The organism is Rheinheimera baltica (assembly GCF_030731985.1).
Lineage (GTDB): Bacteria > Pseudomonadota > Gammaproteobacteria > Enterobacterales > Alteromonadaceae > Alishewanella > Alishewanella baltica.
Genome location: NZ_JAPJDY010000001.1, coordinates 1 through 25,880 on the forward strand (window position 1 = coordinate 1; position 25,880 = coordinate 25,880).

At 47.8% G+C, this 25,880-nt stretch carries 25 protein-coding genes and 1 tRNA gene; 14 read left to right on the forward strand and 12 right to left on the reverse strand.

Features of this window, described 5'->3' with window-relative positions:
- A partial coding sequence (locus ORJ00_RS00005) for a beta strand repeat-containing protein (RefSeq protein ID WP_306138646.1) occupies positions 1-2,373 on the forward strand: 2,373 nt, incomplete at its 5' end.
- Between the two features lie 55 nt (positions 2,374-2,428).
- Here ORJ00_RS00005 and ORJ00_RS00010 read toward each other — a convergent pair.
- Positions 2,429-2,623, reverse strand: a complete 195-nt coding sequence (locus ORJ00_RS00010; protein WP_306138647.1) for a PA3496 family putative envelope integrity protein — start codon at positions 2,621-2,623, stop codon at positions 2,429-2,431.
- An 86-nt stretch (positions 2,624-2,709) separates the two neighbouring features.
- A complete protein-coding gene (locus tag ORJ00_RS00015) occupies positions 2,710-3,750 on the reverse strand; it encodes a glutathione synthetase (RefSeq protein WP_306138648.1) in 1,041 nt (346 codons plus the stop codon).
- Between the two features lie 180 nt (positions 3,751-3,930).
- Between ORJ00_RS00015 and ORJ00_RS00020 the strand changes: the two genes are divergently transcribed.
- The 8 genes from ORJ00_RS00020 to ORJ00_RS00055 all read left to right on the forward strand — a co-directional run bounded on the left by ORJ00_RS00020 (position 3,931) and on the right by ORJ00_RS00055 (position 11,769).
- Positions 3,931-4,491 carry a sigma-70 family RNA polymerase sigma factor gene (locus tag ORJ00_RS00020; protein WP_305976982.1) on the forward strand — a complete coding sequence of 187 codons (561 nt, stop codon included), beginning with the start codon at positions 3,931-3,933 and terminating at the stop codon, positions 4,489-4,491.
- Complete coding sequence (locus ORJ00_RS00025) at positions 4,488-5,165, forward strand: anti-sigma factor (RefSeq protein ID WP_027672555.1); 678 nt, start codon at positions 4,488-4,490, stop codon at positions 5,163-5,165. The genes ORJ00_RS00020 and ORJ00_RS00025 overlap by 4 nt, the downstream gene beginning before the upstream one ends.
- A gap of 121 nt (positions 5,166-5,286) precedes the next feature.
- Positions 5,287-6,870, forward strand: coding sequence for a DUF4331 domain-containing protein (locus ORJ00_RS00030; RefSeq protein ID WP_306138649.1), 1,584 nt, complete (start codon positions 5,287-5,289; stop codon positions 6,868-6,870).
- Positions 6,871-6,877: 7 nt separating this feature from the next.
- Positions 6,878-7,369: an Ig-like domain-containing protein gene (locus ORJ00_RS00035; RefSeq protein WP_306138650.1), complete on the forward strand. Its 492-nt coding sequence runs from the start codon at positions 6,878-6,880 to the stop codon at positions 7,367-7,369.
- A 66-nt stretch (positions 7,370-7,435) separates the two neighbouring features.
- Positions 7,436-8,506: a tetratricopeptide repeat protein gene (locus ORJ00_RS00040; RefSeq protein WP_306138652.1), complete on the forward strand. Its 1,071-nt coding sequence runs from the start codon at positions 7,436-7,438 to the stop codon at positions 8,504-8,506.
- Positions 8,503-9,009 carry a hypothetical protein gene (locus tag ORJ00_RS00045; RefSeq protein WP_306125117.1) on the forward strand — a complete coding sequence of 169 codons (507 nt, stop codon included), beginning with the start codon at positions 8,503-8,505 and terminating at the stop codon, positions 9,007-9,009. The genes ORJ00_RS00040 and ORJ00_RS00045 overlap by 4 nt, the downstream gene beginning before the upstream one ends.
- Before the next feature lie 21 nt (positions 9,010-9,030).
- Positions 9,031-11,082: a TonB-dependent receptor gene (locus tag ORJ00_RS00050; RefSeq protein WP_306138653.1), complete on the forward strand. Its 2,052-nt coding sequence runs from the start codon at positions 9,031-9,033 to the stop codon at positions 11,080-11,082.
- A gap of 96 nt (positions 11,083-11,178) precedes the next feature.
- Positions 11,179-11,769 carry a glutathione peroxidase gene (locus ORJ00_RS00055; protein ID WP_306125119.1) on the forward strand — a complete coding sequence of 197 codons (591 nt, stop codon included), beginning with the start codon at positions 11,179-11,181 and terminating at the stop codon, positions 11,767-11,769.
- A gap of 130 nt (positions 11,770-11,899) precedes the next feature.
- Here ORJ00_RS00055 and rnhA read toward each other — a convergent pair whose 3' ends face one another.
- The gene (gene rnhA / locus ORJ00_RS00060; RefSeq protein WP_306138654.1) at positions 11,900-12,382 is read right to left on the reverse strand and encodes a ribonuclease HI; all 483 of its coding nucleotides are present in this window, start codon (positions 12,380-12,382) and stop codon (positions 11,900-11,902) included.
- 65 nt (positions 12,383-12,447) lie between these two features.
- Between rnhA and dnaQ the strand changes: the two genes are divergently transcribed.
- The 3 genes from dnaQ (at position 12,448) to ORJ00_RS00075 (ending at position 14,770) form a co-directional block, all read left to right on the forward strand.
- Positions 12,448-13,149, forward strand: a complete 702-nt coding sequence (gene dnaQ / locus ORJ00_RS00065) for a DNA polymerase III subunit epsilon (RefSeq protein ID WP_027672213.1) — start codon at positions 12,448-12,450, stop codon at positions 13,147-13,149.
- Positions 13,137-14,585 carry a TIGR03503 family protein gene (locus ORJ00_RS00070; RefSeq protein ID WP_306138655.1) on the forward strand — a complete coding sequence of 483 codons (1,449 nt, stop codon included), beginning with the start codon at positions 13,137-13,139 and terminating at the stop codon, positions 14,583-14,585. The genes dnaQ and ORJ00_RS00070 overlap by 13 nt, the downstream gene beginning before the upstream one ends.
- Positions 14,586-14,693: 108 nt before the next feature.
- Positions 14,694-14,770 (forward strand) — tRNA-Asp (locus ORJ00_RS00075).
- Positions 14,771-15,020: 250 nt separating this feature from the next.
- On the opposite strand, the gene ORJ00_RS00080 is transcribed toward ORJ00_RS00075, so the two are convergent.
- From ORJ00_RS00080 to ORJ00_RS00110, 7 genes are all read right to left on the reverse strand, one after another.
- A complete protein-coding gene (locus ORJ00_RS00080) occupies positions 15,021-15,473 on the reverse strand; it encodes a hypothetical protein (protein ID WP_305977367.1) in 453 nt (150 codons plus the stop codon).
- A gap of 57 nt (positions 15,474-15,530) precedes the next feature.
- A complete protein-coding gene (locus ORJ00_RS00085) occupies positions 15,531-15,845 on the reverse strand; it encodes a hypothetical protein (RefSeq protein ID WP_305977366.1) in 315 nt (104 codons plus the stop codon).
- Between the two features lie 5 nt (positions 15,846-15,850).
- Positions 15,851-16,831 carry a YHYH protein gene (locus ORJ00_RS00090; protein WP_305977365.1) on the reverse strand — a complete coding sequence of 327 codons (981 nt, stop codon included), beginning with the start codon at positions 16,829-16,831 and terminating at the stop codon, positions 15,851-15,853.
- A gap of 6 nt (positions 16,832-16,837) precedes the next feature.
- Entirely contained in the window at positions 16,838-17,326 is a 489-nt protein-coding gene (locus ORJ00_RS00095) for a hypothetical protein (RefSeq protein ID WP_305977364.1), read from the reverse strand.
- 2 nt (positions 17,327-17,328) lie between these two features.
- Positions 17,329-18,594 carry a YHYH protein gene (locus ORJ00_RS00100; RefSeq protein ID WP_305977363.1) on the reverse strand — a complete coding sequence of 422 codons (1,266 nt, stop codon included), beginning with the start codon at positions 18,592-18,594 and terminating at the stop codon, positions 17,329-17,331.
- 90 nt (positions 18,595-18,684) lie between these two features.
- Positions 18,685-19,368, reverse strand: coding sequence for a response regulator (locus ORJ00_RS00105; protein WP_305977362.1), 684 nt, complete (start codon positions 19,366-19,368; stop codon positions 18,685-18,687).
- Positions 19,358-20,794 carry an ATP-binding protein gene (locus ORJ00_RS00110; RefSeq protein ID WP_305977361.1) on the reverse strand — a complete coding sequence of 479 codons (1,437 nt, stop codon included), beginning with the start codon at positions 20,792-20,794 and terminating at the stop codon, positions 19,358-19,360. Before ORJ00_RS00110 ends, ORJ00_RS00105 begins: the two co-directional genes overlap by 11 nt.
- A gap of 144 nt (positions 20,795-20,938) precedes the next feature.
- On the opposite strand from ORJ00_RS00110, the gene ORJ00_RS00115 reads away from it, so the two are divergent.
- Positions 20,939-21,193, forward strand: coding sequence for a hypothetical protein (locus tag ORJ00_RS00115; RefSeq protein WP_305977360.1), 255 nt, complete (start codon positions 20,939-20,941; stop codon positions 21,191-21,193).
- A gap of 75 nt (positions 21,194-21,268) precedes the next feature.
- Here the strand turns inward: ORJ00_RS00115 and ORJ00_RS00120 are convergent, their stop codons facing one another.
- Complete coding sequence (locus tag ORJ00_RS00120) at positions 21,269-22,939, reverse strand: phosphoethanolamine transferase (RefSeq protein ID WP_306125123.1); 1,671 nt, start codon at positions 22,937-22,939, stop codon at positions 21,269-21,271.
- 89 nt (positions 22,940-23,028) lie between these two features.
- Positions 23,029-23,766, reverse strand: a complete 738-nt coding sequence (locus ORJ00_RS00125) for a phosphatase PAP2 family protein (protein ID WP_306125124.1) — start codon at positions 23,764-23,766, stop codon at positions 23,029-23,031.
- Positions 23,767-23,902: 136 nt separating this feature from the next.
- Between ORJ00_RS00125 and ORJ00_RS00130 the strand changes: the two genes are divergently transcribed.
- The gene (locus ORJ00_RS00130) at positions 23,903-25,861 is read left to right on the forward strand and encodes an LTA synthase family protein (RefSeq protein WP_306138656.1); all 1,959 of its coding nucleotides are present in this window, start codon (positions 23,903-23,905) and stop codon (positions 25,859-25,861) included.
- The last annotated feature ends 19 nt before the right edge of the window (positions 25,862-25,880 follow it).

Genomic DNA, 25,880 nt, shown 5'->3' on the forward strand with positions numbered 1-25,880 from the left:
CCAGCAGATGGCGCGACCTTAACCGTAACGGCCACCATCACCGATGCTGCCGGCAATACCGGCGCAGAAGGCAGCGATAGTGCCATTATGGACGGCACGGCACCAAATGCACCGGGCGTGACCATTACTGAAGATGCGAACAACGACGGTTATATCAATGCGGCAGAGCTGAATGGCGACGTGAACGTTACCATCAGTTTAACCGGCACCGGCGCGGTGGCAGGTGACACCTTAACCGTCAATGGCGTGGCCATTGTACTGACCCAGGCCCAGATTGATGCGGGTGAAGTTCTGACAACAGTAACCGCACCGGCAGACGGCGCGACCTTAACGGTTACCGCCACGATCACTGATGCGGCAGGGAATACCGGCGCAGAAGGCAGCGACAGTGCCATTATGGATACTACTTTACCAACCTTGACCATTAGTACGGTTGATTCAACCCTTGCCAGCGGCGAGCAAACCAACGTCACATTCACCTTTAGTGAAAACGTTACAGGTTTTGACCTATCAGATATTGTGGTAACTGGCGGTACTATAACTGGCCTGGTGCAAGATCCAAATAATCCAAATGTATGGATCGCAGTCTTTACCGCTAATGGAACTGCAGCCATTTCCATTGCTGTAGCGAATGGCAGTTATACTGACATCGCAGGAAACCAGGGTGCTGGCGATACAGCAGTGATTAACAATGCGCCCGTTGCAACTAATACAAACTACACCGTTAATGAAGATCAGGTGTTGGTTGGCAGTGTGCTAGCCAGTGACGTTGATGGTAATACAGTAGTAGTGCAAAGCTTTGTAATTAACGGTCAGACTTACGCCGCGGGTACCGAAGTTATTATTGAAAACCAAGGTACGCTGCAATTAAATGCCAACGGTGGGTTTACCTTTACGCCAAGTGAGCACTGGAGTGGTTCACTGCCTACCATTACTTACACAGTATCTGATCAACAAGGCGGTACATCGACTGCTGCACTTAATATAACGGTTACGCCTGTTGCCGACGCTGCCCTGCTTCAAGTGGCTGATGCCGTTTCTACTCAGGTAGGTGCAACCCTTATTACAACAGGAGCAAACGGCACTCAGACAGGCGCAGGTTTAAGTCAGGCTGCTTTAGAGCAAGCACTTGGTTTAACCAGTGGCTTCCTAGACAGCTTTGCCGCGCCTTCTGGTGCATTAGATGATCCAGGTAATATAGATACCATTGACGGTAACTTTACATCAAGCACAGCTAACTTAAATGCAGGGATGACTATTGGATTTAACTGGCGTTTTACCAACGGTGAAAACGTTACCAGCGAAATACAACAAGGTTATAACGACTTTGTGCTGGTTATTATTACTGCACCGGATGGCACACAAACTACCCAGTTGATTGCGTCGTCTGAGCTTTATGGCCCCTCAGTCAATGGTAGTGGCACATTTAACTTTACTGCCACACAAGATGGCGAATATCAGTTTGATTGGGTCATTCTCAATGGTCGGGATGATGGTAAAGATTCACAGCTGAATCTGTCAGCACCAACAATTGTCGTAAATGGTGTTACCTACGGTGATATGGTTGACTTGACTATAAATGCAGCTGTTGTCGATGCCAGCGAAAGTTTGTCGATCACTATCACAGGCATACCGTCTGACGCCTTGCTAACAGCAGGTATTAAAAATGCAGATGGAAGCTGGACTCTTACGCAAGAGCAGCTTGAAGGCTTAAGTTTGCTTACACCTGTAGGGTTTAATGGCCAACTTAACCTGACGGTTACCGCGACAACGACGGACGGTGCTTCCACCACATCGGTATCTGACACATTAACGGTTGATGTATCACAAACAACCAATACGGTACTGTCAGGCGACAACACCGCGCAAACCATGACAGGTACTGATAACGGCGATTTAATTATGGCCTACGGCGGTAACGACATCGTTAATGCTGGTGCGGGTAATGACGTGGTTTATGGTGGGCTAGGTAATGACACCATTAATGGCGGTAGCGGCAATGACGTGTTATTCGGTGGCGCCGGTAACGATATTCTAACTGGTGGCACCGGTGCAGATGTATTTGCATGGCAGTTGGGTGACCAAAGTAGCGGCACCGCAGCGGTTGATGTTATTAAAGACTTCAATACCGCTCAGGGTGATGTAATAGACCTACGCGATTTATTACAAGGTGAAAATAGCGACAATATCACCGACTACTTAAGCTTTAGCATGAGTGGTGGTAACACTACCATCAACATTAAGCACACTGGTTCGGGTAATGTTACCCAGCAAATTACGCTGGAAGGGGTCGATTTAAGCAGTTTTGGCTCAGATGCTCAGGCCATTATTGACAGCTTAATTAGCAGTGGTCACTTAAAAATTGATGGTTAATTGTTATTAATTATCAAGGCAACAAATAAAACGGGCGCATAAAGCGCCCGTTTTTTTAAGCATCATCGTCATCGAGATCCCAATCGTCTAACAGCTGACGCAGGCGTTTTTGTTCCAATAGATCGTCAATTTTGCGCCGTGCTTCTAACTTCTGTTTTGCTTTGCTGTCTTTCACAACTACATCTTTGATGACTTCAACATCATCGGATAATTCATCTAGTTCAAAATCGTTGCTTTCTACCTGTGACATAAGCGCACCTCAGATTTTTTTGCTTATTTACCGAGATTTCTCAGTTAAAAACAGTGAATTATTTTTTTAAACACGATAAAAAAATTTCAATTAAGCGCTTCGGCTTCATTTAGCAATGAACGAAACCCCTGTTTGCGTGCAGAAGGTAGTGTTTGGCTATCTACAACTTGTTCAATAAAATCAATAACCTTTTCTTGTAAACGCACGTTGTTCAGCCGGTTTATTCTGGCAATACCACCTGGGCTCATTACGTTAACTTCAATAAGTTTGCCGTTGATAACATCAATACCCGCAAAAAATAATCCATCTCGCGCCAGCTTGGGGCCAATATGTGCACAAAGACGTTTCTCTTGTTCAGTCAGTACATGCTTAATAACACTGCCGCCAGCGTGTACGTTAGACCGTACATCATCTGCTGGTGGAATTCGGCGCATAGCACCTATGGCTTTACCATTTAACATTAAAATGCGAATATCACCCAGTTCCGCCCCTTCTACATATTCTTGTAAAATAACGTAATTACCGCGTTCTTGATCGCCAATGTAAAAGTCCAGTAAAGAGCGGGCGCTTTGTGCTGCTGACTTTTCTAATAAAATAACGCCTTTACCACCGTAACCATTTAACGGTTTTAAAATCATTTTTTCGCCTGGCGACTCTGCCAGAACTCGTGCCAGATAGTCCCGGTTTTTTGATACGTGCGTTACCGGAATAAATTCATTATTTGGGTCGTGTAATGATGCGGTATACATTTTGTTGTTCGCAATACGAACGCCATCTAAATCATTCATAATAAAAGTATCTTCGCGAACAGAGTCCAGAAAGTTCAGTACGATGGGGTCTAATGGCGGGTTCAGGCGGATAAAAATTGCATCAAAAGCGGCCAAAGGCAGTTTTTGCTGATTAAATTGTGCATGGCGATAAAAACTGGCGATATTGCTGGAAATTTTCTGGCCTTTAACAAACACGTTGCAAAAAGCCTGGGCAATACTGTCTCGCACCGTTAAGTTATTGGCATGGGTAATTGCTACACTATGTCCACGGCTCACGGCTTCGTGGATCATCCGAATGGTGCTGTCGCCGTCTGGCTGCACTTTTTCCCAAGGGTACATTAAAAAACAAATGCGCATAGCAATCTCAAATTACACTCGATGCGCTAAGCATACGAGAGCATGCTAAAAATGGAAGCGGATGATAGCCCAAAGACAAAAAAACACACGTGAATTTTGCATTAAGTGCTTCAGCTACTGCATCCGAAAGCCAAGGTGTGTCGTAACTGCCATTAACGGTTAACGTAAACAGGGTTACTAATGGAACAATCACAACAACAGCAGCAACTCTTGCAGTGGCTATACGCCACTGCGCAAGGTAACAAGCAGGCGTTTGAGCAGCTGTATCAAGCGACATCGGGTAAGTTGTTTTCGGTCAGCCTGCATCTACTGCGGCGGAATGATTGGGCCGAAGATGTATTGCAGGATGCCTATGTACGAATTTGGCATAATGCGGCCGACTACCACGCTGAGAAGGGCAGTGTGATGAGTTGGATGATCAGCATTACCCGTTATCGTGCGCTGGATTTATTAAAATCACGGCGGGTAAAGGCAGAGCATCTGGATATTACAGAAGAACTGGCAGACGGCGTTTCTGAAGAGGTGCAGCCGGGGGAGGCCATAGGCTTAGTTCGGGAAAAAGTTAAGCTGGACGATTGCATGCAGGGGCTGACAGACGAGCACCGGCAATCTATCCAATTGGCTTATTTTAACGGGCTGAGCCACCAGGAAATTACCGAGCATACCGGCTCACCACTGGGGTCAGTGAAAAGTTGGATCCGTCGTGGTTTAACCCAACTGAAAAGGTGCCTTGAAGCATGAAGTATCAAGATCAGGACTTACTCGACGCCCTGGCGGTCGACTTTATTCTTGGCGCTATGCGCGGTGCTGCGCGTAGACGTTTTCAACAACTCATTATGGCAAATCCTGCAGTACGTCAGACGGTATGGCGTTGGGAGCAGCATTTAAATCCGCTGGCTGAAAGCTTGCCAGCAACGCTGCCAAACCAGCGGGTATGGCAGCGTATACAGCAACGTTTGGGCTGGACCGCTCCCGAGGTGACGACGTTGCCTGCTAAACGTCGCCCAGTTTGGTTTGGGTTGGCGCTGGCGGCGTCATTGTTGTTAGCGGTGGTTATGCTTAAACCGATGTTAACGAGCCCACTGCAGCAAGACATTGCTGTTATTCAAACCAGTGATGCTAAAGCCTGGTGGTTAGTTAGTAAGGCCGAGCGCAAACTGACAGTAAAAGCCACTGCAGCGGTGGGAGAAAAGCAGCTTAACGATTATCAGTTGTGGATGCTGCCTGCTGATGGTGCAGCCCCGGTGTCATTAGGCTTGCTACCACAGCAAGGCGAACAAATACTGGATTGGCCTGCGGCTGCCGATGGCATTACCATTGCTGCGCTGGCCGTTAGCTTAGAGCCACTTGGCGGCTCGCCAACAGGACTGCCAACCGGGCCGGTATTGTTTACCGCTGAAATTATCACGCTATAACCTTTTCACTGTCAAAAAAACCGCTGCGGCGGTTTTTTTTATGTTTTTTTCCAATAGCTGCATCCAGTGGTGGCAGTCAGTCGTTTCTAGGTCGCAATTTAATCAATAAGGGCAACATAATATGAAACGTACAGCAACATTCCTCGCGGTAACCGCGGCGTTAAGTGCACTGACACTGATTGGCAATGTCCAGGCATCAAGCCACCGTGAAGCGCCAAATATTACCCGCACACCAACCGTTGATGCGACCGATTTTTATTTGTTTAACAGTTATGAAAGTGACCGTGAGTCCTATGTAACGGTTATTGCTAACTATATTCCGCTGCAAGATGCCTACGGCGGGCCAAACTACTTTGCTATGGACCCTGCAGCGGTATACAGCATTCACATTGATAACGATGGTGATGCGATGCCGAATATGAGCTTTAACTTTCGTTTCAGCAACACCTTGGCTAATGATGGTGCAGGCGTAAAGTTACCGATTGGGCCAGAAGGTAATCAGAAAATGGTTGCTGTGCCGCTGAAAAACGTCGGTGGTGTAGGCGCTGACAATTTAGCGGCGCTGAATTTTATTGAAAACTACAGCGTAGAAGTCGCATCAGGTACCAGTAGCACAATGCTAAGCCCGTCGGGTGGTGCGATGCAATTTACCAAGCCGTATGACTTTGTCGGCACTAAAACCTTCACCAGTGCAGACGCCTATCAGGCCTATGCCGATCAATATGTCTATGACGTTGCGCTGCCAGGTTGTGAAGCCATGGCTCGAATTTTTGTGGGGCAGCGCAAAGATCCGTTCGTGGTGAACTTAGGTGAAACGTTCGATTTGGTAAATTATGTGCCGGTAGAGGGTGATAGCGCACCGGGTGCCGGAGATGGTGCTGGTTTTCCAGGTGGCATAACGCAAAGCAGTGCAAACGATGATTTAGCCGATAAAAATGTAACAACGTTAGCCATAGAATTGCCTAAAGCTTGTATAACCGGCAGCGGTAACGGCGTGGTGGGCGCCTGGACTACCGCAAGCTTACCGCAAGCGCGTATCCTAAACCCAAATGCAACTTTCGCCCGTCCTGACGTTAATGGCGGTGCTTTAGTGCAGGTATCACGGTTAAGTAACCCGTTGGTAAATGAATTAGTTATTGGTCTTGCGGACAAAGACAAGTTCAACAGTAGCAAGCCGTCTGAAGATGGTCAGTTTGCTGATTACGTTACACATCCAAGCTTACCGGCGTTATTAAATATTCTGTTTAAAGACGCTGTTAACACCACTTTGGGTGCCAATATTGCTGATTTAGCCCCTTCAAACTTTCCACGGCTGGACTTGGTTAATGCGTTTTTAACCGGTGTGGCCGGAGTTAATCAGTTGGCCACGGTAACCCCGTCTGAAATGTTACGTCTTAATACGGCCATTCCAGCTACTCCTGCGGCTATGCAGTCTGCTTTTGGTGTTGCAGGTAATGACTTAGCCGGTTTCCCAAATGGTCGTCGTCCGGGTGATGACGTGGTTGATATCGCGCTGCGCGTGATGATGGGAGCCTTGTGCCATGATATTCCGGTAAACGGCACCCCAACTAACCTGGGCTACTGTATGCCTGAGGATGCGCCGGTAGGTAATGTGCCTTTTACTGACGGTGCACCGCTGGATGCCAGTATGCTTAGTACCAGCTTCCCTTATTTGCTGACGCCGCTGGCAGGCTCACCTAACTAAGGAGTGCATGATGAAAATGAAACACTATAGCTTAGCCGCAACACTGATTGCTGCTGCGATGCTGGCAGGTTGTAATTCTGATAGCAAACTTAACAGCCCACCAGTGATAGGTGCTAATAGCTTTGTAACACAGACCGATGTTGCCATTATGGACCGTATTGCAGCACAAGATGTCGACGGTGACAGCCTGATGTTTGAACTTGCTGCTTCTCCGACAAATGGCAGCGTTATGCTGGCTGATGATGGCAAGTTCACCTACACCCCGACAGCAGAGTTTACCGGCAACGACAGTTTTACCGTGACGGTAACTGATGGTGAGCTGACGGCGCAGGGCCAGATAGACATTACGGTTGAAATGGCAACCGAGTCGTTTCTGAGCTATTCACGCGCTGCGTTTGCCCAGCAGGAAGATGCGACACCATTGGCAATCAATGGCCGTATTTTTACGCAGGATGCCAGTGCGGAAGCCGATTACGCCGATCTATTGACCGGACAATAACCGCAAGCGGTAAAAGGGGCAGCGTGCTGCCCCCTTTATTTACGGTTCTATAGGTAGGGTATCACTATGAAGTTTTTCTATATTTGGTTGTGCCTGGTCAGCAGTTTGCCGCTACTGGCGCAATCGGTTAAGCCTGAGGCTACAGACGTGTTGTCACTGGGCAAAACGCTGCCGCTTACGCCAGCATTGCAAACATTAACGCAGCAGCTGGTAAAGCAGCCTGACAATGATGCAGTGCGCCTGGAAGCAGTGCAGTTATATTTGCAGGGCGCTCGTAAGCCCGGCTTTGATGACTGGTTTCATCAGGCGCAGGCATTACTAGATGAATTAAGTTCGACCAGCAGAAACAGTGACTCGTACTGGTTATTGCTGGCTGATATGCAACAACAGCAACATCAGTTTGCCACTGCGCTGGAAAGTTTACAGCGGGTCTTTGAGCGCGATGCAGCCAATATCAATGCTAGCTTGATGGCTGCGCGAATTTATCTGGCGCAAAACAATACCGCGGCAGCGCAACAAGCCTGCGCGCGTTTGTGGCAAGAGTTATTCTTATTTTCCGTTTGCAGCTATGAGGTCGCCGGTCGGCGCGGCAATGCCGCACAAAGCTACAGCGCTTTGCAACAACTGTATTCACAACAGAAATCGTTGTCTCTGACACTGGATAGTTGGCTGCGCGGCATTTTGGCAGAACAAGCTGAAATGTTAGGTAAACCGCAACAGGCAATTGGCTGGCTTGAACCCGCACTGCCTCAGGCGCCGGTAAGCTTGTGGCTAAAATGGGCTGATTTAAGTCTCCAGCAAGATGCGTCTGCTGCCGTGTATGCCAGATTACAGCCGTTGGAGCAAGAATATGGCTTAACCGACGGGCTCTTGCTGCGATTGGCATTGGCTGAGCGCAATACTAAGCAGGGTGAGCGTTATATGACGCAGCTTGAGCCACGAATGATGTTACGCATAGCACGTGGTGATAAGGATCATGCCGCTGACATGGTGCATTACTTTTTAGCGGTTCAGCCCGATGCGCAAGCAGCACTTCATTGGGCGCAACTTAATTATGCCAGCGCGAAAGAGCCGGATGATCTGATGTTATTACAGCGTGCGCGAAGTGCAGTGCAGCAAGAAGAGGGGCGATTATGAAAACGTTATGTTTATGTCTTGCCTTATTAACTGCTTTGTTGGCGAATAACGTACAGGCACATAAGTTCAGTACAGCCTATCTGGATGTCAGTGAACGTGATGGTCAGCCATTAATTGTCTGGCAAGTCGCTTTACATGACTTAGCACAGGCTAAGTTGTTATCGACCCCTGACGTTAATACAGTGCGCTGGCAGCAGGTGCTGGACAGTGAAGCCGTTCTTATTTCATACATAACCACGCGCATGCAGTTTACCGCAGACAACATAGCATGCACACTTACGCCTCAGCGCGCTGACACCTGGGTTTTACAGCAAATACAGGGTGAGTTTTACCTGCAGCTAGCGGTTGAAGTGCAGTGCGCTACACACCAAGCCTGGCAATTGCAATATCGGGCGTTGTTCGACATTGAACATAGCCACAAAGCGTTATTATTCTGGCACACAGCAGCGGATCGACGTCGAGTGGTGCTTGATAGCGACACCTTAATATTTCCGGCAAATTAAGCCATCATGTAAGGGTTTTTCATGTTAGTTTTTCGCTTATCAGCTTTGAGTTTGGCAATCGCAGGATTAGCCAACAGCATGCTCGCGCATGCGGATAGTTTATCCGGCAATGTATTTGAACAAATAACCGTTCGTGGGCACCAGACAGACTTGCTTGGGCAATCTAGCTCGGCATCAGAGGGGGTGATTGGTAACGGCGAAATTGCTGATCGTCCGTTGTCGCGCACCGGTGAAATTTTAGAGTTTATACCGGGCATGGTAGTTACTCAGCACAGCGGCAGTGGTAAGGCTAATCAGTATTTTCTGCGTGGTTTTAATCTTGATCATGGTACCGATTTCAGCACCTTTGTTGATGGCATGCCGGTAAATATGCGCAGCCATGGCCATGGCCAGGGATATACCGATCTTAGTTTTATAATACCTGAATTGGTGCAGCAAATTGATTATAAAAAAGGCGCTTACTACGCAGAAAACGGTGATTTTTCTGCTGCTGGCTCGGCACGCTTCAAAGTGCAAAACCGTACCCCGCGTTTGATAGAGTTGGCGCTGGGGGAGGAAGGCTTTCAACGTTTACTGGCCAAAGGCAGCACTAAGCAAGGCTTAGGTGATGTGCTGTTTGGTATTGAGCTACAGCGTTACGACGGTCCCTGGACAGATATCGACGAAGATGTACGTAAGGTTAATGTTAATGCGCGTTACAGCCGTCCGCTTGGCGACGGGCAATTCGCTGTAACCTTAATGGCATACGACAACAGTTGGAATTCAGCCGATCAAATTCCACAGCGTGCGGTCGATGCCGGCATTATAGATGCGTTGGGTTCACTCGATACCACTGTAGGCGGCGAAAGTGCACGTTATAGCTTATCTGCCAGTTGGTTAAGCGATGCCTGGCAGGGCAGTGCCTATGCGATTCAAAGTGATATGGACTTGTGGTCTAACTTTACATATTTCCTAAGCGATCCCGTTAATGGTGATCAGTTTGAGCAAGTAGACAAGCGCTGGATTTATGGCGGTGAATTAAGTCATCACTGGCATCATCGGGTTGGCCAGTTTGCGCTTGAGCATGTTGTAGGCGCACAACTACGCTATGACGATATTGCTGAAGTGGGGTTGTATCAGACACAGGCACGACAGCGGTTAAATACCGTGCGGCAGGATCAATTGCAGCAAAGTTCCTTAGGGTTATACAGCCAAACCCAATTAGAGCTTAATGCCGACTGGGCAGCACATCTGGGCTTGCGCTATGATGTGTTTTCCGCTGATGTCGACAGTTCTCTGGTCCAAAATACCGGTAGTGCCAGTGACGGGATCTGGTCAGCTAAAGCCGGTTTAAGTTATCAGTTCGCACCAAAGTGGCAAGCTTACGCCAGCGCTGGGCAGGGGTTTCATTCAAATGATGCGAGGGGGGCTACCACACAAGTTGATCCACTCAGTTTAGAGCCTGTTGCGCCGGTAGATTTTCTAGTGCGTTCTAACGGTGCTGAATTAGGCCTACGGTTTTTTGACTACAGTGCATTTAACGCCTCAATGGCTCTATGGTATTTGGACGTAGATTCAGAGCTATTGTACGTAGGTGACGCCGGCACGAACGAACCCGGGCGGGCATCAAAACGCTACGGTATTGAAATGGCAGCCTATTACTGGTTTGGTGCTAACTGGAGTCTTGATGCTGAGTTAGCGCTTACCCGCTCACGCTTTACAGAAAATGTGACGCAAGAGGGGGTTTATGTCGATGGAGCATTGCCGGTTGTATTGGGCATGGGGCTAATTTACAAAGCCAATTCGCCGTGGCAGGCCAGTGTGCGTCTGCGACATTTTGGTAAACGTACACTGGAGAGTTTTAATCAGCAGCGTTCCAACCCAACTACGGTGGTAAATGCAGACTACCGCTATCAATGGCAACAATGGCAACTGGCTATTGAAGTGCTTAATTTGTTTGACAGTGCCGACAACGATATTGATTACTATTATACGTCACGTTTAACTGCAGAAGCGCCCGAGGGAGTTGAAGATACACATTCGCATCCTATTGCACCACGCAGTGTGCGGTTTAAGTTGTCATATCGCTTTTAAGCGCGCACGATAACGCCGGAATAGATCGGTTTGATCACTTAGCACGTAGTAGAGTGCGATATAAGTTCACTCTCATTAATCGAACGACGGAGAAAAATGATGAAAGCATGGTTAGGAGCAATAGCATTGAGTGCAGGTGTATTATCTACCCCGGTAATGGCGAATCAATGTGGTGATATTTTAGGTCACTCGATGCAGCAGCTAAATACCCGCGAGAGCGTCGATTTATGTGACAGTTACAAAGGCAAAACCATTTTGATGGTTAACACAGCCAGTAAATGTGGTTTTACACCGCAGTTTGATGCGCTTGAAGCGTTGTACCAAAAATACCAGGATAAAGGTTTCGTCGTATTAGGCTTTCCATCAGACAGCTTTAAACAAGAATATGACGATGCAGAGAAAACGGCAGAAGTGTGCTACCTAACCTACGGTGTTAAATTTCCGATGTTTTCCAGTTCAAAAGTGAAGGGTGACGACGCTAATCCGGTATTTAAAGCGCTTATTGCTAAAACCGGCGAAACACCAAGCTGGAACTTTAACAAATATCTGGTCAGTGGCGATGAGCAAACGGTAAAGCATTTTGGTAGCCGCACGTCGCCAGATGATAAAGACTTTATTGCTGAACTGGAAAAAATGTTAGCTGCCAATACAGCCATGGCGGCTAGCACAGAGAAGTCAGGCGAGTAAGTTAACCTTTGCCAATTGCGGCTAGAACCTCGATTTGGTCATCACAGAGTGTCTGAGTGAGCGCAAGCGAACGAATTGCTGTGATGAGCCAAAGCGAGTGTTGTAGCAAAAGCAATTGGTAGCGCCCTGTTTAGCCAGCGTTAGCCTGCGCTTGTTCAAAAGCTTGGTCCACCGTGGTGGGTTTTGCTTCGGCTGCGCTACGGGCTAACACATCGCAGCGTTCGTTCTCCGGATGGCCGGCATGGCCTTTAACCCAATGCCAGCTTACTTTGTGTGCTTGTGCTGCTGTATCGAGCCGTTGCCATAAATCCTGATTTTTCACCGGCTGCTTTGCACTGGTTTTCCAACTGTTGCGTTTCCAACCCGCCAGCCACTGCGTAATACCCAGCCGAACGTACTGACTGTCGGTGGTTAAATCAACGTCGCAGCTGTCTTTTAAGCTTTCCAGCGCAATAATTGCCGCAAGTAACTCCATGCGATTGTTTGTGGTGAGCTTATAACCACCGCTTAACTCCTTGCGATGTTGTTTGTATATTAACACGGCACCATACCCCCCCGGTCCAGGGTTGCCCAAGCAGGAGCCGTCAGTGTATATCGCAACAGATTTGCGCATAAAGCCTTTCCTCAAACCAAAACGGCGTATAATCTAACCCAAATGCTGTAAAAAACGAAACGACCATGGCCAAAAGACAAATTATTCTCGACACTGAAACCACCGGTATTAACCCCAAAGACGGCCACCGTATTGTTGAAATCGGTTGTGTAGAGCTAATAAACCGCCGTTTTACCGGAAATAATTTTCATGTTTATATTAATCCAGAACGGATTATTGACGCTGAAGTAGTCGCCGTACACGGTATTACTAACGAACGCGTGCGGCATGAACCTAAATTTCGCGAAATTGCGCAGGATTTTTACAACTACATCCAGGGTGCAGAACTGGTTATTCATAATGCTGCGTTTGACGTGGGGTTTATCAACCATGAGTTTTCCATGTTACACCCTCAACTGCCGCCGGTTGCCGAATACTGCACCATATTAGATACGCTATTAATGGCGCGGGAAATGCATCCTGGTCAGAAGAACAACCTTGATGCATTGTGTCGACGCTACGATATTAATAATAGCCACCGAACATTGCATGGCGCTTTGTTAGATGCTGAAATCCTGGCAGATGTTTACTTATTAATGACCGGGGGCCAAGTCAGTTTAAATTTGGCAAACGAGCAAGAAGGGCAGGATCAGGGGCAAGGCCCAGCAGCTATTAAGCGTTCAGGCCAGCTAAAAGTACTTCGTGCGACAGATGAAGAGTTAGCGGCTCATGAAAGCCGGCTAGATCTGGTACAGAAAAAAGGAGGCAGTTGCCTGTGGCGAAACTGATAACACTACTTTGTTTGTTGTTATGTAGCCCTATGTTGATAGCGCAAAGCTCGCAAACCAACGATGAGCTTGTGTCTGCCTCTGTAGATGCCGAAGCGCTTTATGACAGCGGATTTGAGTTACTTTCCGATCTGCCCACTAAAAACCAAATCCCCTTGTTTGATAATCGTTTTCGCATAGATGAAAATGTTGACGAAATAACTTTGCTGCTCTTTCGCAAGCGCGGCTCAGCGTCCGTTGTGTTAGTAAAGCCTGATGGCAGCAAAATTCACTTTAGCACTGCGGAAGAGCAAAACGTACGTTGGCACGATGCCAGTACCTTTGATTTAATACAAATAAAGAATCCGGCACCTGGCCCCTGGCAAGCGGTAGGCCGTTTGTTACCGCAAAGCCGAATTTTAGTGCTGACAGATATAAAACTCACTGTCGATCCGCTGCCAGCAAATATGTTGGTTGGTGAGACAATAAAAGTAACCGCACGGCTAACAAATGGCAATGAACCGATAAACGCCAAAGATTTTCGTGACGTGCTGGCACTAGAAGTGATTTTTATCAGTACAAACAATGCTGATTATGACAACTTCGGCCGCGGTGTGGTGCAGGTTGCACATTTTAGGGATGACGGCAAAGGTTACGATGAGCGTGCAAGGGATGGTATTTTTACCGGTGAATTTCAGTTGCGTTTTGTCTCTGGCGAGTGGATCCCTAAATACATTGTTAACACCCCTTTATATAGCCGGGAAGTTGAACAGGCCCCGGTGGTATTAAAAGCAGCCCCTATTATAGCTGACATTACATCGTCGCTAGCGGTTGACGAAACTCACCCTAATGTTGAGGCACTGCCACATGAGGTGGTGTTTCGTATTACGGATGAGAGTGTAAAAGCTGAATCTTTACTACTGCAGGGGCGGGTTAGGTACCCTAATGGTGAAGTAGACGAGTTTGCACTGAACGAGCCGGGTTTGGCACCAAGAGAACTGCAACTGCGTAACTTGGGTCATGGTAGCTATATTCTCGATGTGTCTGCCTATGGCGAGATGCAAGACGGCCGCCAATTTATGCTTAACCTGCCGGAGATCAGTTTTGTAGTAAACCGGCCAGTGCAAGAAGCGCCAGTGCTGGAAGAATTACCCCAAAGCATTAAAGATGAGATTGCCGCGGAGCAGGCGGAGGCTGAACCTGAACCTGAGTTTCCTTGGGCCTTAGTCATTGTAGCCAATATGGTGATCTTGTTTGGTGGCGGGTTTGCTATCTGGTTTATTATCGCTGACAAACAGTTGGCCGATTTAATGTTTTGGCGGAAAAAAGACAGCACTGCGGCGCCATCCATTGCAGGGGCACAGCAAAACAGTAGTAAGACAGAAAAAAAACCGGCTGATGTACAAAAAAACAACGATGTGGACGACATTCTGGATCTTACGCTACCGGATGATTAAGGATTAGGCAAATGCGGCAAAAAAGGTGTTGACGGCCTTTAGGCTAATCCGTATCATTCCCGCCGCACAGCAGGATACCCAAATGAAATTCTGCAGTGCAATTGGTGCGGAGCGGTAGTTCAGTCGGTTAGAATACCGGCCTGTCACGCCGGGGGTCGCGGGTTCGAGTCCCGTCCGCTCCGCCATTTTATCGGTTATACAGCCGGTAAAGCAATAACCAGCCTGGAGCTGGTTTTTTTGTATCTGCCTTTTAACAAGATGATGTAACGTTTAGCGGGCGGGAAGAGTTAACAGGCTTTCTGACAACGTAATACTCGTGTCGTATTTGTGGTTTAGAAGGAAAGCCGCACCTATAGATAGCAATTACCTTTTTGTCGACATGTGCGGCGTTATCTTGTGTTGCGATACCTGTTTTCACAAACTCAAACTTTATAGTTATGCTTTGACACTAAGCAATGAGCCGTTACTGTCTGTACCAAATTTTTGTTGAACAGCAGACAGAATTGCATCTTTGTCGTCGTCACTCAATTGGCTGTCGTAATTTTCCAGCAGCTCTTCCAAAAAGCTGACCAGTTCACTGGAGTTTGACGCTGCAGCCGACGGCGGTGGAGGCGGCGGTGGCATTTTTGCCCCGGCTTGTCCGGCCATATCGCCAATGCTTTTGGCATCGAAACCATTGTCTGCCATTAATTGCTCCAGTTCCCGACCGGGTACAACATTGAGTTCAGCAAAGCTCTTAACGATGCTGGTCGCGTCATCACTGCTTAAATCGTCCGCTGAATACTGGCTGAGAATTTGCTGAACCTGATCTTTTTGCTCGGTCGATAACGCTGCCTGAGACGACTGCATTTGTGGCATTTGCATGCCAGAACTAATGGAATTAATCATATTTTACGCTCCGGTTAGATATAGAACTTTTGCTGGATATGCTTGCACATTATAAAGTTAGTTTGTTGTCGTAAGTGGTTGCTTGCTGGTGTCAGACGGCCCCAGCGTGGCGTGATGTTGATCACTTTGCGCGTTGTCCGGTGGCATTACTGTATCGCTTGTAATGATGGGCTTGTTTCTCACACACATAAGTGTGCCCGTCATACTCTGACAACTGCCCTGATACAGATGTTTTTGGTCCGGGCTGTATTCGCAAACCTGGCTTAGGGTTTTATCAACACAGGCCTGGGCGGCGAACTTATGAACATGTCCCTGATGGGCCAAAAGTGGCGTGCTGAGCAGCGCCAGCAATAATCCCGTGGTATTTTTCATTGCTGTTACTCCTGAATAATGGAACCTTGTTCACCGCTAAAGCATCCGATAAACATATTTTCACCGGCGCTGGCGGCGTGATAATGGTAGCCCCGGCTGCTGTCCGAATGTCCCCGGCATTGATCAAGATCGTAATCTTCGTCACCCGCCATATTTTTCATCGCGTAAATCCGATAACCGTCCAGCGCAAAACCAATTAAACCCGCATGCCCGTCCGCTTCAACAATAACTTCGCTACAACCGGTTGATGCATGGTAGTGATATCCTTCAAACGGGTTGATGTGGCCACCACAGTCATCAAAGGCTGCTATGGTGTAATTACTTAAAATGGCATCGACGGGCGCGGCGGGTGCCAGCACCACGCCGTTTAACGCAATGCCGACGTCGCTGCGTATACTGCTCTGCGTTTTAGCAGGCACGGGTGTTACCGGAATTAAAAATGTTTGCTGTACGGCACCGGTGTATTCAAGTTTGCACTCGACGCAATAGTTTCGATAAGCAGGGTCGACATTCGGTCTGGCGGCAGCCTCACAAGCCAGTTGGCTGTCGGTAATGTTCACTTTACCTGTTTCAGCGTTATACAATTGCCAGCCACTACCGTACAAATTGCTCAGGTTTTTAATAAAATCACCATCTAACTGGTAAAGCTCTCCACTGCCGTCAAACCAAATGCCGCCTTCAGTTGCGTCGGAATCAATATTCGGCGGGCAGAACGGACCAATCATATTATTTGCCGGTGCGCCGGCAATGGTTATGCGATAGCAGGTTGCTGCGGTACCGCCACTAAGCGTACAGTTTTCAGTGCTGACTGCACCGACTAGCGCGTCGGGTAGAAATAACTCTGGATCTACTGTCGCTGCTGTTGTGTTGTCTGTGGTATTGCCAGCGTCTGCGGCCGTGCTGTCAGTGCCGTCTGAACAACCGATGTTGATAAAAACGGTTGCTAGCAGAGGTATTAAACACTTAGAAAAATCGTTTATGTTCATAGGGCTTTACTCATGATGATTGTGCTGTAAGGCAACAGGTTGTGAGCTGTAGTTATGCAAAACCAGTGACGGCAGTGCCAGATTGATAAAAACAGAACCGACAATGGTGTTGTTATCGCTGGTCCAGTTTTCATGTTGATGACTGTTTAGCGATACCGCTATTTGATTAACCCCTGGTGTTAACCACGCTTGCGGAATATGCAAATCTTCGCCGTACAGGCGCTGCCGTTTTTCGCCATTAATAAAAATATGTGCATGCCCCTGTAGCACTGTTGATGTGTCTGCAATTGGGCTATCGGGTGCGTTTAGCCGATAGTTTTTTGTTGTCACATGCACGTTTACGCCATCTGTGGCATCGCGAAAAACCTGTAATGTAATTTGTGGCGTTGGCATATTACCGATGTCACGTGACTGATGCTGATGTACTTCTGCTGCGCTGCTAAAGGCTGCATGTAGCATTAATAATGCGCTTAGCGTTAGTTGAATAAACTTCATCTTTAGCTCCCCGGCCTTGCTGAACCTGTGCTGCAATTGGCTAAGGCGCTGTCGTGCAGTTCGCCGGCAAAACGCAGGCCAATAATGTAAGGAAATGCCGGCACTAATTTATCAGCAGCCCGGCTAACCGTGACGTGGTAATGGTAACCACGCTCCTCGTCGGTATGGCCGTTGTATTGATCAAGATAAGCGCCGCCTTTGCTGGTCAGGCTGGCGTCCCAATAATAATCCTGTAAATAGTAACCATTAAAGGCCGTAAGCTGGTTGCCCGACAGCGTGCTTACGGTGGCAGTAAATGCCGGGCCTGCGCTAACCGTAGTAGTGCCTTTGGTAACGTCATATTGGTCAACCAACGCGCAACTGCGCGCACCATCACTGCAGCCTGTAACCGTGTCTGCGCTGTAATCACGTGCAATCCAACTGCTGATAGCCAATACGCCGCTAGCTTGCCATGGGCCATAAATCGGGTAGCCGTCGGCTGCGAAACCATACAACGGTGAGTGACCGTCAGCTTTGTCGCCAACCATGTCAGCCAGGCATGAAGAATAGAAATGATGATGGTAGTCGCCATTAGCCGCGTGGCCCCCACAGATATCAACATCGTACCCTTCAGCTATCGGCGCAAGATTATTCCAGGCCCCCTGGTTGCGGTAGGTCATACCGTCGCCCCAGTTGTAAACTGAAGAACCGTTGACCCATAACCCAACTTTACCCAGACCGGTAGCGCAGCTACTATTACCGGCTTGTGGTTGCTTTGGGAAATAGCCTTCACGGTAGTCGTCTGTCGGGCAGTCAGGCCCTGGCGGCCAGTATCCGTAGCCGGTGTCAGTGCCACAGTTTCTGTTACTGACATAACCTATGTCCTGGCCAAATGCCACGGTATCGCCGATATCAATGAGCGGGCTACCGCCGGTAAAGTCGGTATTGGCGCGGGGGCGCAGGGTAAGTTCATCCAGCACAGACTGATTGATGGTTACCTGGTAATCCGGTACCCCGAACGATGTCACCAGGGTATAGCTGTTACCGTTAACCGTGGTATCAGTGACGGACTGCACGTTAACCAAGGCACCCAATCCTGACGCCGTCTCAGGGACGTGGGCTGAGCGTTGCTCATTGGTGTTTAGCTGCCAGACGCTGTTTGCAGGCTGTGTTGGGGTGGTGGGATCAGTTGGCACAACAGCGACCGGCTCATCGACAGTAACGGTGTCAGAACCTGAGCCACATGCCGCCAAAACGGTACATACACTAAGCGCAATTAAAGCTCTCATACAAAATAATCACTATGCTGATCCATGGCATAGAGTGTACGGAGAAAATGTTCAGAACTTGCGCAGAAACAAAGAGGAAACGCCGCAGATTTACTCTACTTTGTAGCCCACGCCATAAACAGAATGCACCAGCGGCGGCTGGGTATTAACCGCCAGTTTGCTGCGCAGGTTTTTCATGTGGCTGTCGATAGTTCTGTGACTGACAATTCTGTCGTCTTCATAGCATTTGGTCATTAGTACATCACGTGATAACACGACGCCGGGCTTTGCCACCAGCGCACCTAGTAATCTGAATTCAACCGGTGTTAACTCTATCTCCTGCTGTTCAAGCAGGCAGCGAAATTTATCGGTATCAAGTTGCAGGTTTTTATAGCTAATTAGTTTGCTATTACTTTGCTGCTGCACCTGGTTGCGCTTTAATGTCGCTTTTACCCGGGCAACTACCTCCCGTGGAAAAAACGGTTTGCAAATATAGTCGTCAGCACCGAAACCCAGGCCTGATAGCCGGTCTATTTCATCTACGCGGGCGGTTAACATTAAGATAGGTACCTGCGAAAATTCCCGCACTTCCCGGCAGATGGTTAAGCCATCTTTGTGCGGCAACATCACATCTAAAATAACGGCGGCAGGGTTTAGCGCCTGTACTTGTTTCACCGCATCACGGCCATCATGCAATACCGCGGTGTTAAAGCCTTCCAGCTGAAAAAAATCGACCAGAATTTGCGCAATTTTAGGTTCGTCTTCCACAATCAATATCAGTTGTTCAGTCGGCATGTTGGTTATCCTGCAAGCGGTGAAATATCACTTCTATACATAATCCACCCAATTTGGCGGGTATGGCACGGATGCTGGCCTGATGCGCATCGGCAATGTTTTTACATAACGCCAGCCCCAGCCCCGCGCCGGAGTCGCGTTTTTGTCTTGAGCTGTCCAGCCGGTACAGCGGGTCGAATATCATCTCAAGATCAGTGGTTGGCACGCCGGGCGCACTGTCTTCAATGGTAAGACAAACCCGATGCTGCGATTTGTCCCTGGTGCAGCATAAACTCACTTCTATGCTACCCGGTGCATCGGTATACGCCAGTGAGTTCGTCAGCAGATTTAACAATAGCTGCTCAATACGCTGTTCATCGCCTTTGATCATAATATTGTCCGCCGCCTTAAGCTGCAATTTCAGCTGCTTAAATTGTGCCTGCGGCGCCAGACTCTGGATGGTGTCGGCCAGACATTGTGACAAATTGACCGCAGTAAAATGGTAGCGCAGCGCGCCGATATCTGACGTTGAGAGCTGATACAAATCGTCTACCAGCCGGTGCAGTAACCTGACTTCTTGTGCAAATGACTCCAGCTGCTGCTGGTTAAAAGGTCTGATGCCAGCTTTTAATACTTCAATCTCGCCTTGCAAGACGGTTAATGGCGTTCTGAGTTCGTGCGAAATATTGGCAAACCAGCGGTTTTTCGCGCTGCGGTTTTTATCCAGTGTCAGGCTTAACCCTTCAAGGTTATGCATCAGTTCGCCCAGCTCATCACTGGCATGGTGGGAAAATTTGACCGAATAATCACCATTTGATAACTGCTTTACCCCGGTTAATACCTGCTTAACCGGTCGCAACAATCTGATTGCCACAAGGTGAGACACTACTGTGGCGGCCAGCAGACACAGCAAGCCTATGACCAGGCTGGCCCATAACTGTTGCCGTGAAAACTGCGAGGCTGACGGTGAGATATTTTTCACGGTAAGCTCGCTGCGCAGCTCCGCAATTTGTTCTGTATTTAGCATTACGGGCACGCGAATAATTTCTGCGCCCGCTGAAGTGATATCACCGCTGATCAGCTGTCCCTGCATATCATACAGTGCCGTGGGGGGCATATTGTTAACATTTTCCGGCAAGGGTTGTCGCCGGTGTGGTGGCGGCATATGCGGTGGCGGCCTGCGGGCTGGCGCGCGTGCAGATTGACGTTGCGACTGCGTAATAAAATCATGCAGGCTAGTGCTGTCAAAGGTTTGCCAGCTATTAGCGGAATTTTGGTATTCGATAATTAAATCGATGCTTAAGCGCTGCAACCTCTGCTGCTCAATACCCGCAACAAAGTCTTTTAGCCCTTGATCAAAGCTCCAACGGGCTAATGCCAGATTGACCAGCAAAATAAACGCCGTGATGCTTATCAGGGTGAGGGTGAGTTTTTTCGTAATTTTCATAGCGGTCAGTATATGAACATGCAGAACAGACTGCTACGCAATTTAAAGTAATTAGCGCAGTTCTCCTGCAAGTCTGCACTGATTCTGCACATTTTAGCGGTAAGCTAAGCTGGAATTAACTTATTACTGATAGCGGAGTTTACCATGAAAAAATTAACAATCTTGACTGCAGTTAGCGTGCTATTTGTCGTAAATGTACTGCAGGCTAAACCGCAGGAAGGCCATGAAGGTGGCAAACCACCCAAAGAAGCCATAGCTGCGTGTGAGGGCAAAGCGGCGCAAGATACGGTGACTTTTACAGGCCGTCGGGGTGACGCTGTTGAAGCAGTGTGTCAGCAGATGGGCGATGTGTTGGCAGCAGTGCCAGCAAAAGGTAAAGGCAAACATAAAGACGAATAATAGCGTCGCAAGCGGGTTAACCGTGCATGTTAAACACCGTCGGTTAGCCGCATCATGCAAACGTTGCGGCTAACATTATTTGGTACTGCGCTGTGGCTCTTGCGCAGCGGCACAGCGGCTAAATAGATCTTGCTCGGGGCGAATGGCGGTCGATTCTAACTGCATCCAGCTTAGCAGCGAGTCAAATAACATGTCATGACTGCCAGCTTGCTTTGCATTTTGTAGGATGCAGTTCGTATTAAAGGTGTTTTGTTCAATGGTTTGCGGTGAAAACCACATCAACATGGGTACCCGGGTTTGGCTCTCAGGCGCCATCCAGTAGGGTAAGCCATGTAAATACACCCCATTTTCACCAAGTGATTCGCCGTGATCTGACACGTATAGCATCGAGGTGTTAAAGTCGGTTGATAAGTCCTCCAATAAGTTAATGGTATTGTTGAGTAACTCATCTGTTGCGACAATCGCATTGTCGTAGGCATTGATAATGTGCTCTGGCAGGCACTGGTTTAATAAATTGTTTTTACATTCTGGCAAGAATAGCTTTTGATTATCCAAGCTACGTTTGTAGTATTCTGGCCCATGATTTCCTTGCTGATGTAGCACAATAAATATTGGTTTCGCACCCGATTTCGCTTTCAGAATAGTGTCTTTGAGATGGTTCAACAAGTTGCTGTCCGGGCACTCGCCATCGTTACAGTCTGTTGCTTCTGTAGTAAAGCTTTTATCCTGTGTTACCCGGTCACACATGCCTTTGCAGCCAGAGTTATTGTCCCGCCATATTACGGTGACACCAGATCGTTGCAGCACATCCAGCAGGTTGTCTGAGTTTTTTGCCAAGCCGTCATTATAGTTTTGCTGATTAAGGTAGCTAAACATGCAAGGCACTGACACCGCCGTTGCGGTACCGCATGAACTTATGGCGCCCACATTTAGCAGCTTCCGCTGTGCCAGTTTTGGTGTGGTATTACGATGATAACCATTAATACCTAAATGGTCGGCTCGTACCGTTTCGCCAAGTACCATAATAACCAGCTGTGGTTTGCCTACGCCGGTTATCAGGCGGGCATCTTCGGCGTAGTGCTGAAACTCGATAGTGTTACTTTGTGCAGTGTTGCTTTTTAATAAGCCTATCGCTGCATTAATAGCATTAAACGGTACTGCCTGGTGTTTTAAGTCGCGATGTTCACGCAGCGCCGGGGCGAAATTTTGATATTGGCTAACGACTAATACGGTAGCGAGCAGAGTGCTTACCATCATTATCGCCAGATAATGCAGTACGCCACGTTTTAATGACTGCGGCCGGTGTTTAGTCCAGAGCAAAAATGCACCTGGAAGCAGTAAGTAATAACTAAAGTAGGGCAGCATGGCGATATTGAGCAAGCCCATAGCTTCATGGTTGTCAGTTTCCAACGCATTTTGAAGCATGCCTTTGTCAATTAACACACCGTATTGCTGCATAAAATACTGGCTTGCAGCGGCAATAATGACAAGCGCAAACAGCCAGATCTTCTGAATTTTGCCAATACTTAACAGTTGACATAGCAACACATTGACGAGAAATAACAGGCTCAGTAGTGGCCACGCCTGGCTCCAGCCACCTAAAGACCAGACACTACGCACAAAAATTTGGTTATATGCCAGAGTCAGTAACACAGCCATTGCCAGGGTAGAAAACCCGCGCGAAACTGCAGGGCGCTTAGGAAAAGATAGCGTATGTTTAATCGCAAGAACGGTATTAGCAGGCATAATATACTGCACTAATTAAGGGAGATTCTTGCAGTGTATTAGTGAATTATTAAGTAAAGCTTAAATGGATTGTATATCGAAATAATAGGCTAGGTATTTTCAGTACGGCCGAAATGTATCTGACTGGCAGTCTCTTCCACGGGGCGTCGGGTAGGTGCAAATAGCATAAAGCATATTTTGGCGCATAGTAGGCAAAGGAGTAAGGTAGTTACGTCGTGTGATAAAAAGTGCGCGCCGCGTATTTGCTGATTTATGCCCAATACTACGCCAGTAAATACACCTGCGGCCAGACCTGCATAGCGCCATCGCGACGCTGTTTGTTTTATAAAAAAGTACAGCGCCACCCAAGCATAGCCCACACTGGCATGCCCGGCTGGAAAGCATTGAATATGACGCAAATTAGCCGGACGTGCCTGCAACAAATGATAATAAGGTTCTGTGCCACCAAACATAGCCAAATCCCACGGGCAGGCAATATTGGTGATTGATTTGAGATACGCAACCAGGGCAAACGAAAAAATCAGCGATAAACTTAAGGCTGCGTAACGGCGCGCTTTAGCGGGATACTTTTTGTAATGTACAAGACGATAAAGTGTTAACAGTAACACTACGGAACAAAACACGTAGTTCAGTGTGCGGGCGCCTTTATGAAGCACCTGCTCTGTTAGCCAATGGTCTTGCAGCAGCCACTGCTGCCCTTGCAGATTATAAAGTTTAGCTGCCAGCCATACATCGCCACCTCCAGCATCTAACAGCAGCATTGCGGCGATATACATGAGTAACAGCAGAGGTAATTTTTGCAAACTGTTCATGTGTTTAATCATCATAAGGCTATACCTGTTTACCCCATTTCGCTGCCATACTTATCCCATACTTTATATTTATTTTCTTAAGATAATCTTAAGGTTATTTACCTAGTATGCATTGCAGTTTACTTACACACATTGGCAATGACATACCTATATGAAAACACGTTTACCACAATTGTTAGGCCCTTATTACGTGCTGTTTGTTATGCTGCTGATGATGTTGTTATTGATGTCAATAAGCCGCATTGGGCTATTTATTTGGCAGTTTGACCGTGTTACAGCTGCAGGCAACCTTGGTTATATGTTGTTGCAGGGCGTTCGGGCCGATCTTATTTTTGCCGGTTTGTGGTTAATTTTTCCGGTGTTATTAGCGCCGCTATTAGCAGGTGGGAAACGCTTTGCGCTATGGCGCCGTTTTATCCATGTATGGGTTTTGCTGGGGTTGTGTTTAGTCGTTTTTATAGAAGTGTCAACACCACAGTTTATTTTGCAATACGATATAAGGCCGAACCGGCTTTACATTGAGTACCTAAAATACCCTAAAGAAGTGTTCAGCACCTTGTGGCAAGGCTACCGTGGCATGTTGTTAGGCGGTATAGCGGTTACCGCGTTACTGTTATGGGGTTTACATCAGCTGTTTAAACGCGTATCAGCAGCCTCAAAGCCTTATTCAGGCAAAACCTTATGGCTAACCTGGCCGCTGTTTGTGGTGCTGGTATTTGTTGCGTTGCGTTCCAGCACTGAGCATCGGCCAGCTAACCCTGCTATGTTTGCCATTACCAGTGATGCGCTGGTTAATTCATTAATTATTAATTCGCCCTACTCAGTGCTATATGCACTTTACAATATGAAACATGAGGCGCGATCCAGCGAAATTTACGGCAAAATGCCCGATGATGAAATGCTGGCACTGGCGCTAGACTGGCCCTGGTTAAAAAACCATAGCTTTAGTGATGCTACCCTACCTACGTTGCATCATCACCAAGCCAGTATAAAGCGTGACAAGCCGCTCAACCTGGTAATCATTTTACAAGAAAGTTTGGGCGCAACCTTTGTTGAGTCACTTGGCGGTGTACCTGTTACCCCTGAGCTTGAAAAGTTAAAACAGGATGGCTGGTGGTTTGAGCAAATGTACGCCACCGGCACCCGTTCTGTGCGCGGCATTGAAGCGGTGGTATCTGGCTTTATGCCAACACCGGCACAAAGCACCGTCAAGTTGTCGTTGTCACAGCAAAACTTTTATACCCTGGGCAGTACGCTTACCCGGCAAGGTTATAACACCAGTTTTATTTACGGTGGAGAGGCGCATTTTGATAATATGCGCAGCTTTTTTACCGGCAATGATATCAATCAGGTTATTGATTTGCCGCAAATGCAAAGCCCAGTGTTTGTGGGCAGTTGGGGGGCTAGTGATGAAGACTTATTCACGGCCACAGCCAGCCATTTGGCTGATATGCACCAACAACAAAAACCGTTTTTTAGCCTGGTCTTTACCTCGTCTAATCATACGCCGTTTGAGTTTCCTGACGGGCGTATTAGTTTGCACGAACAACCTAAAGCTACCATGAATAACGCAGTAAAATATGCCGACTATGCACTGGGTAAGTTTATTGAAGAAGCTAAAAAACAGCCCTATTGGCAAGACACGCTGTTTTTGATTGTGGCTGATCATGATAACCGCGTTTATGGCAATAATTTGGTGCCGGTAGAAAAATTCCATATTCCTGCGCTGATTTTAGGCGCTGATATAACAGCAAAACGCATTACACCTGTCGCCAGCCAAATTGATTTAGCACCAACGCTATTATCGCTAATGGGGATTAGCGGCAAAACACCTCTGATGGGGCGCGACTTTAGTGCAGACGATACCAGTCCGGGGCGGGCATTCATGCAGTTTGATCAATACTTTGCCTTGATGCAGGCGCAGCAGGTTACTATTTTGCGCCCGGGTCAGCCCGCGGTGGCTGCCCATTACGACCCACAGAAAAAACACTTACAGTTATCAGAGCAGGTGCCTGATGATGCTCAGGTTAAGCGGGCACTGGCGCAGGTGTTGTTACCGTCTTATCTCTATCGCCAGCAGCAGTATCATTTACCGGCGCAGATTAAGTAAACCTTAAGCTTTTCTTAAG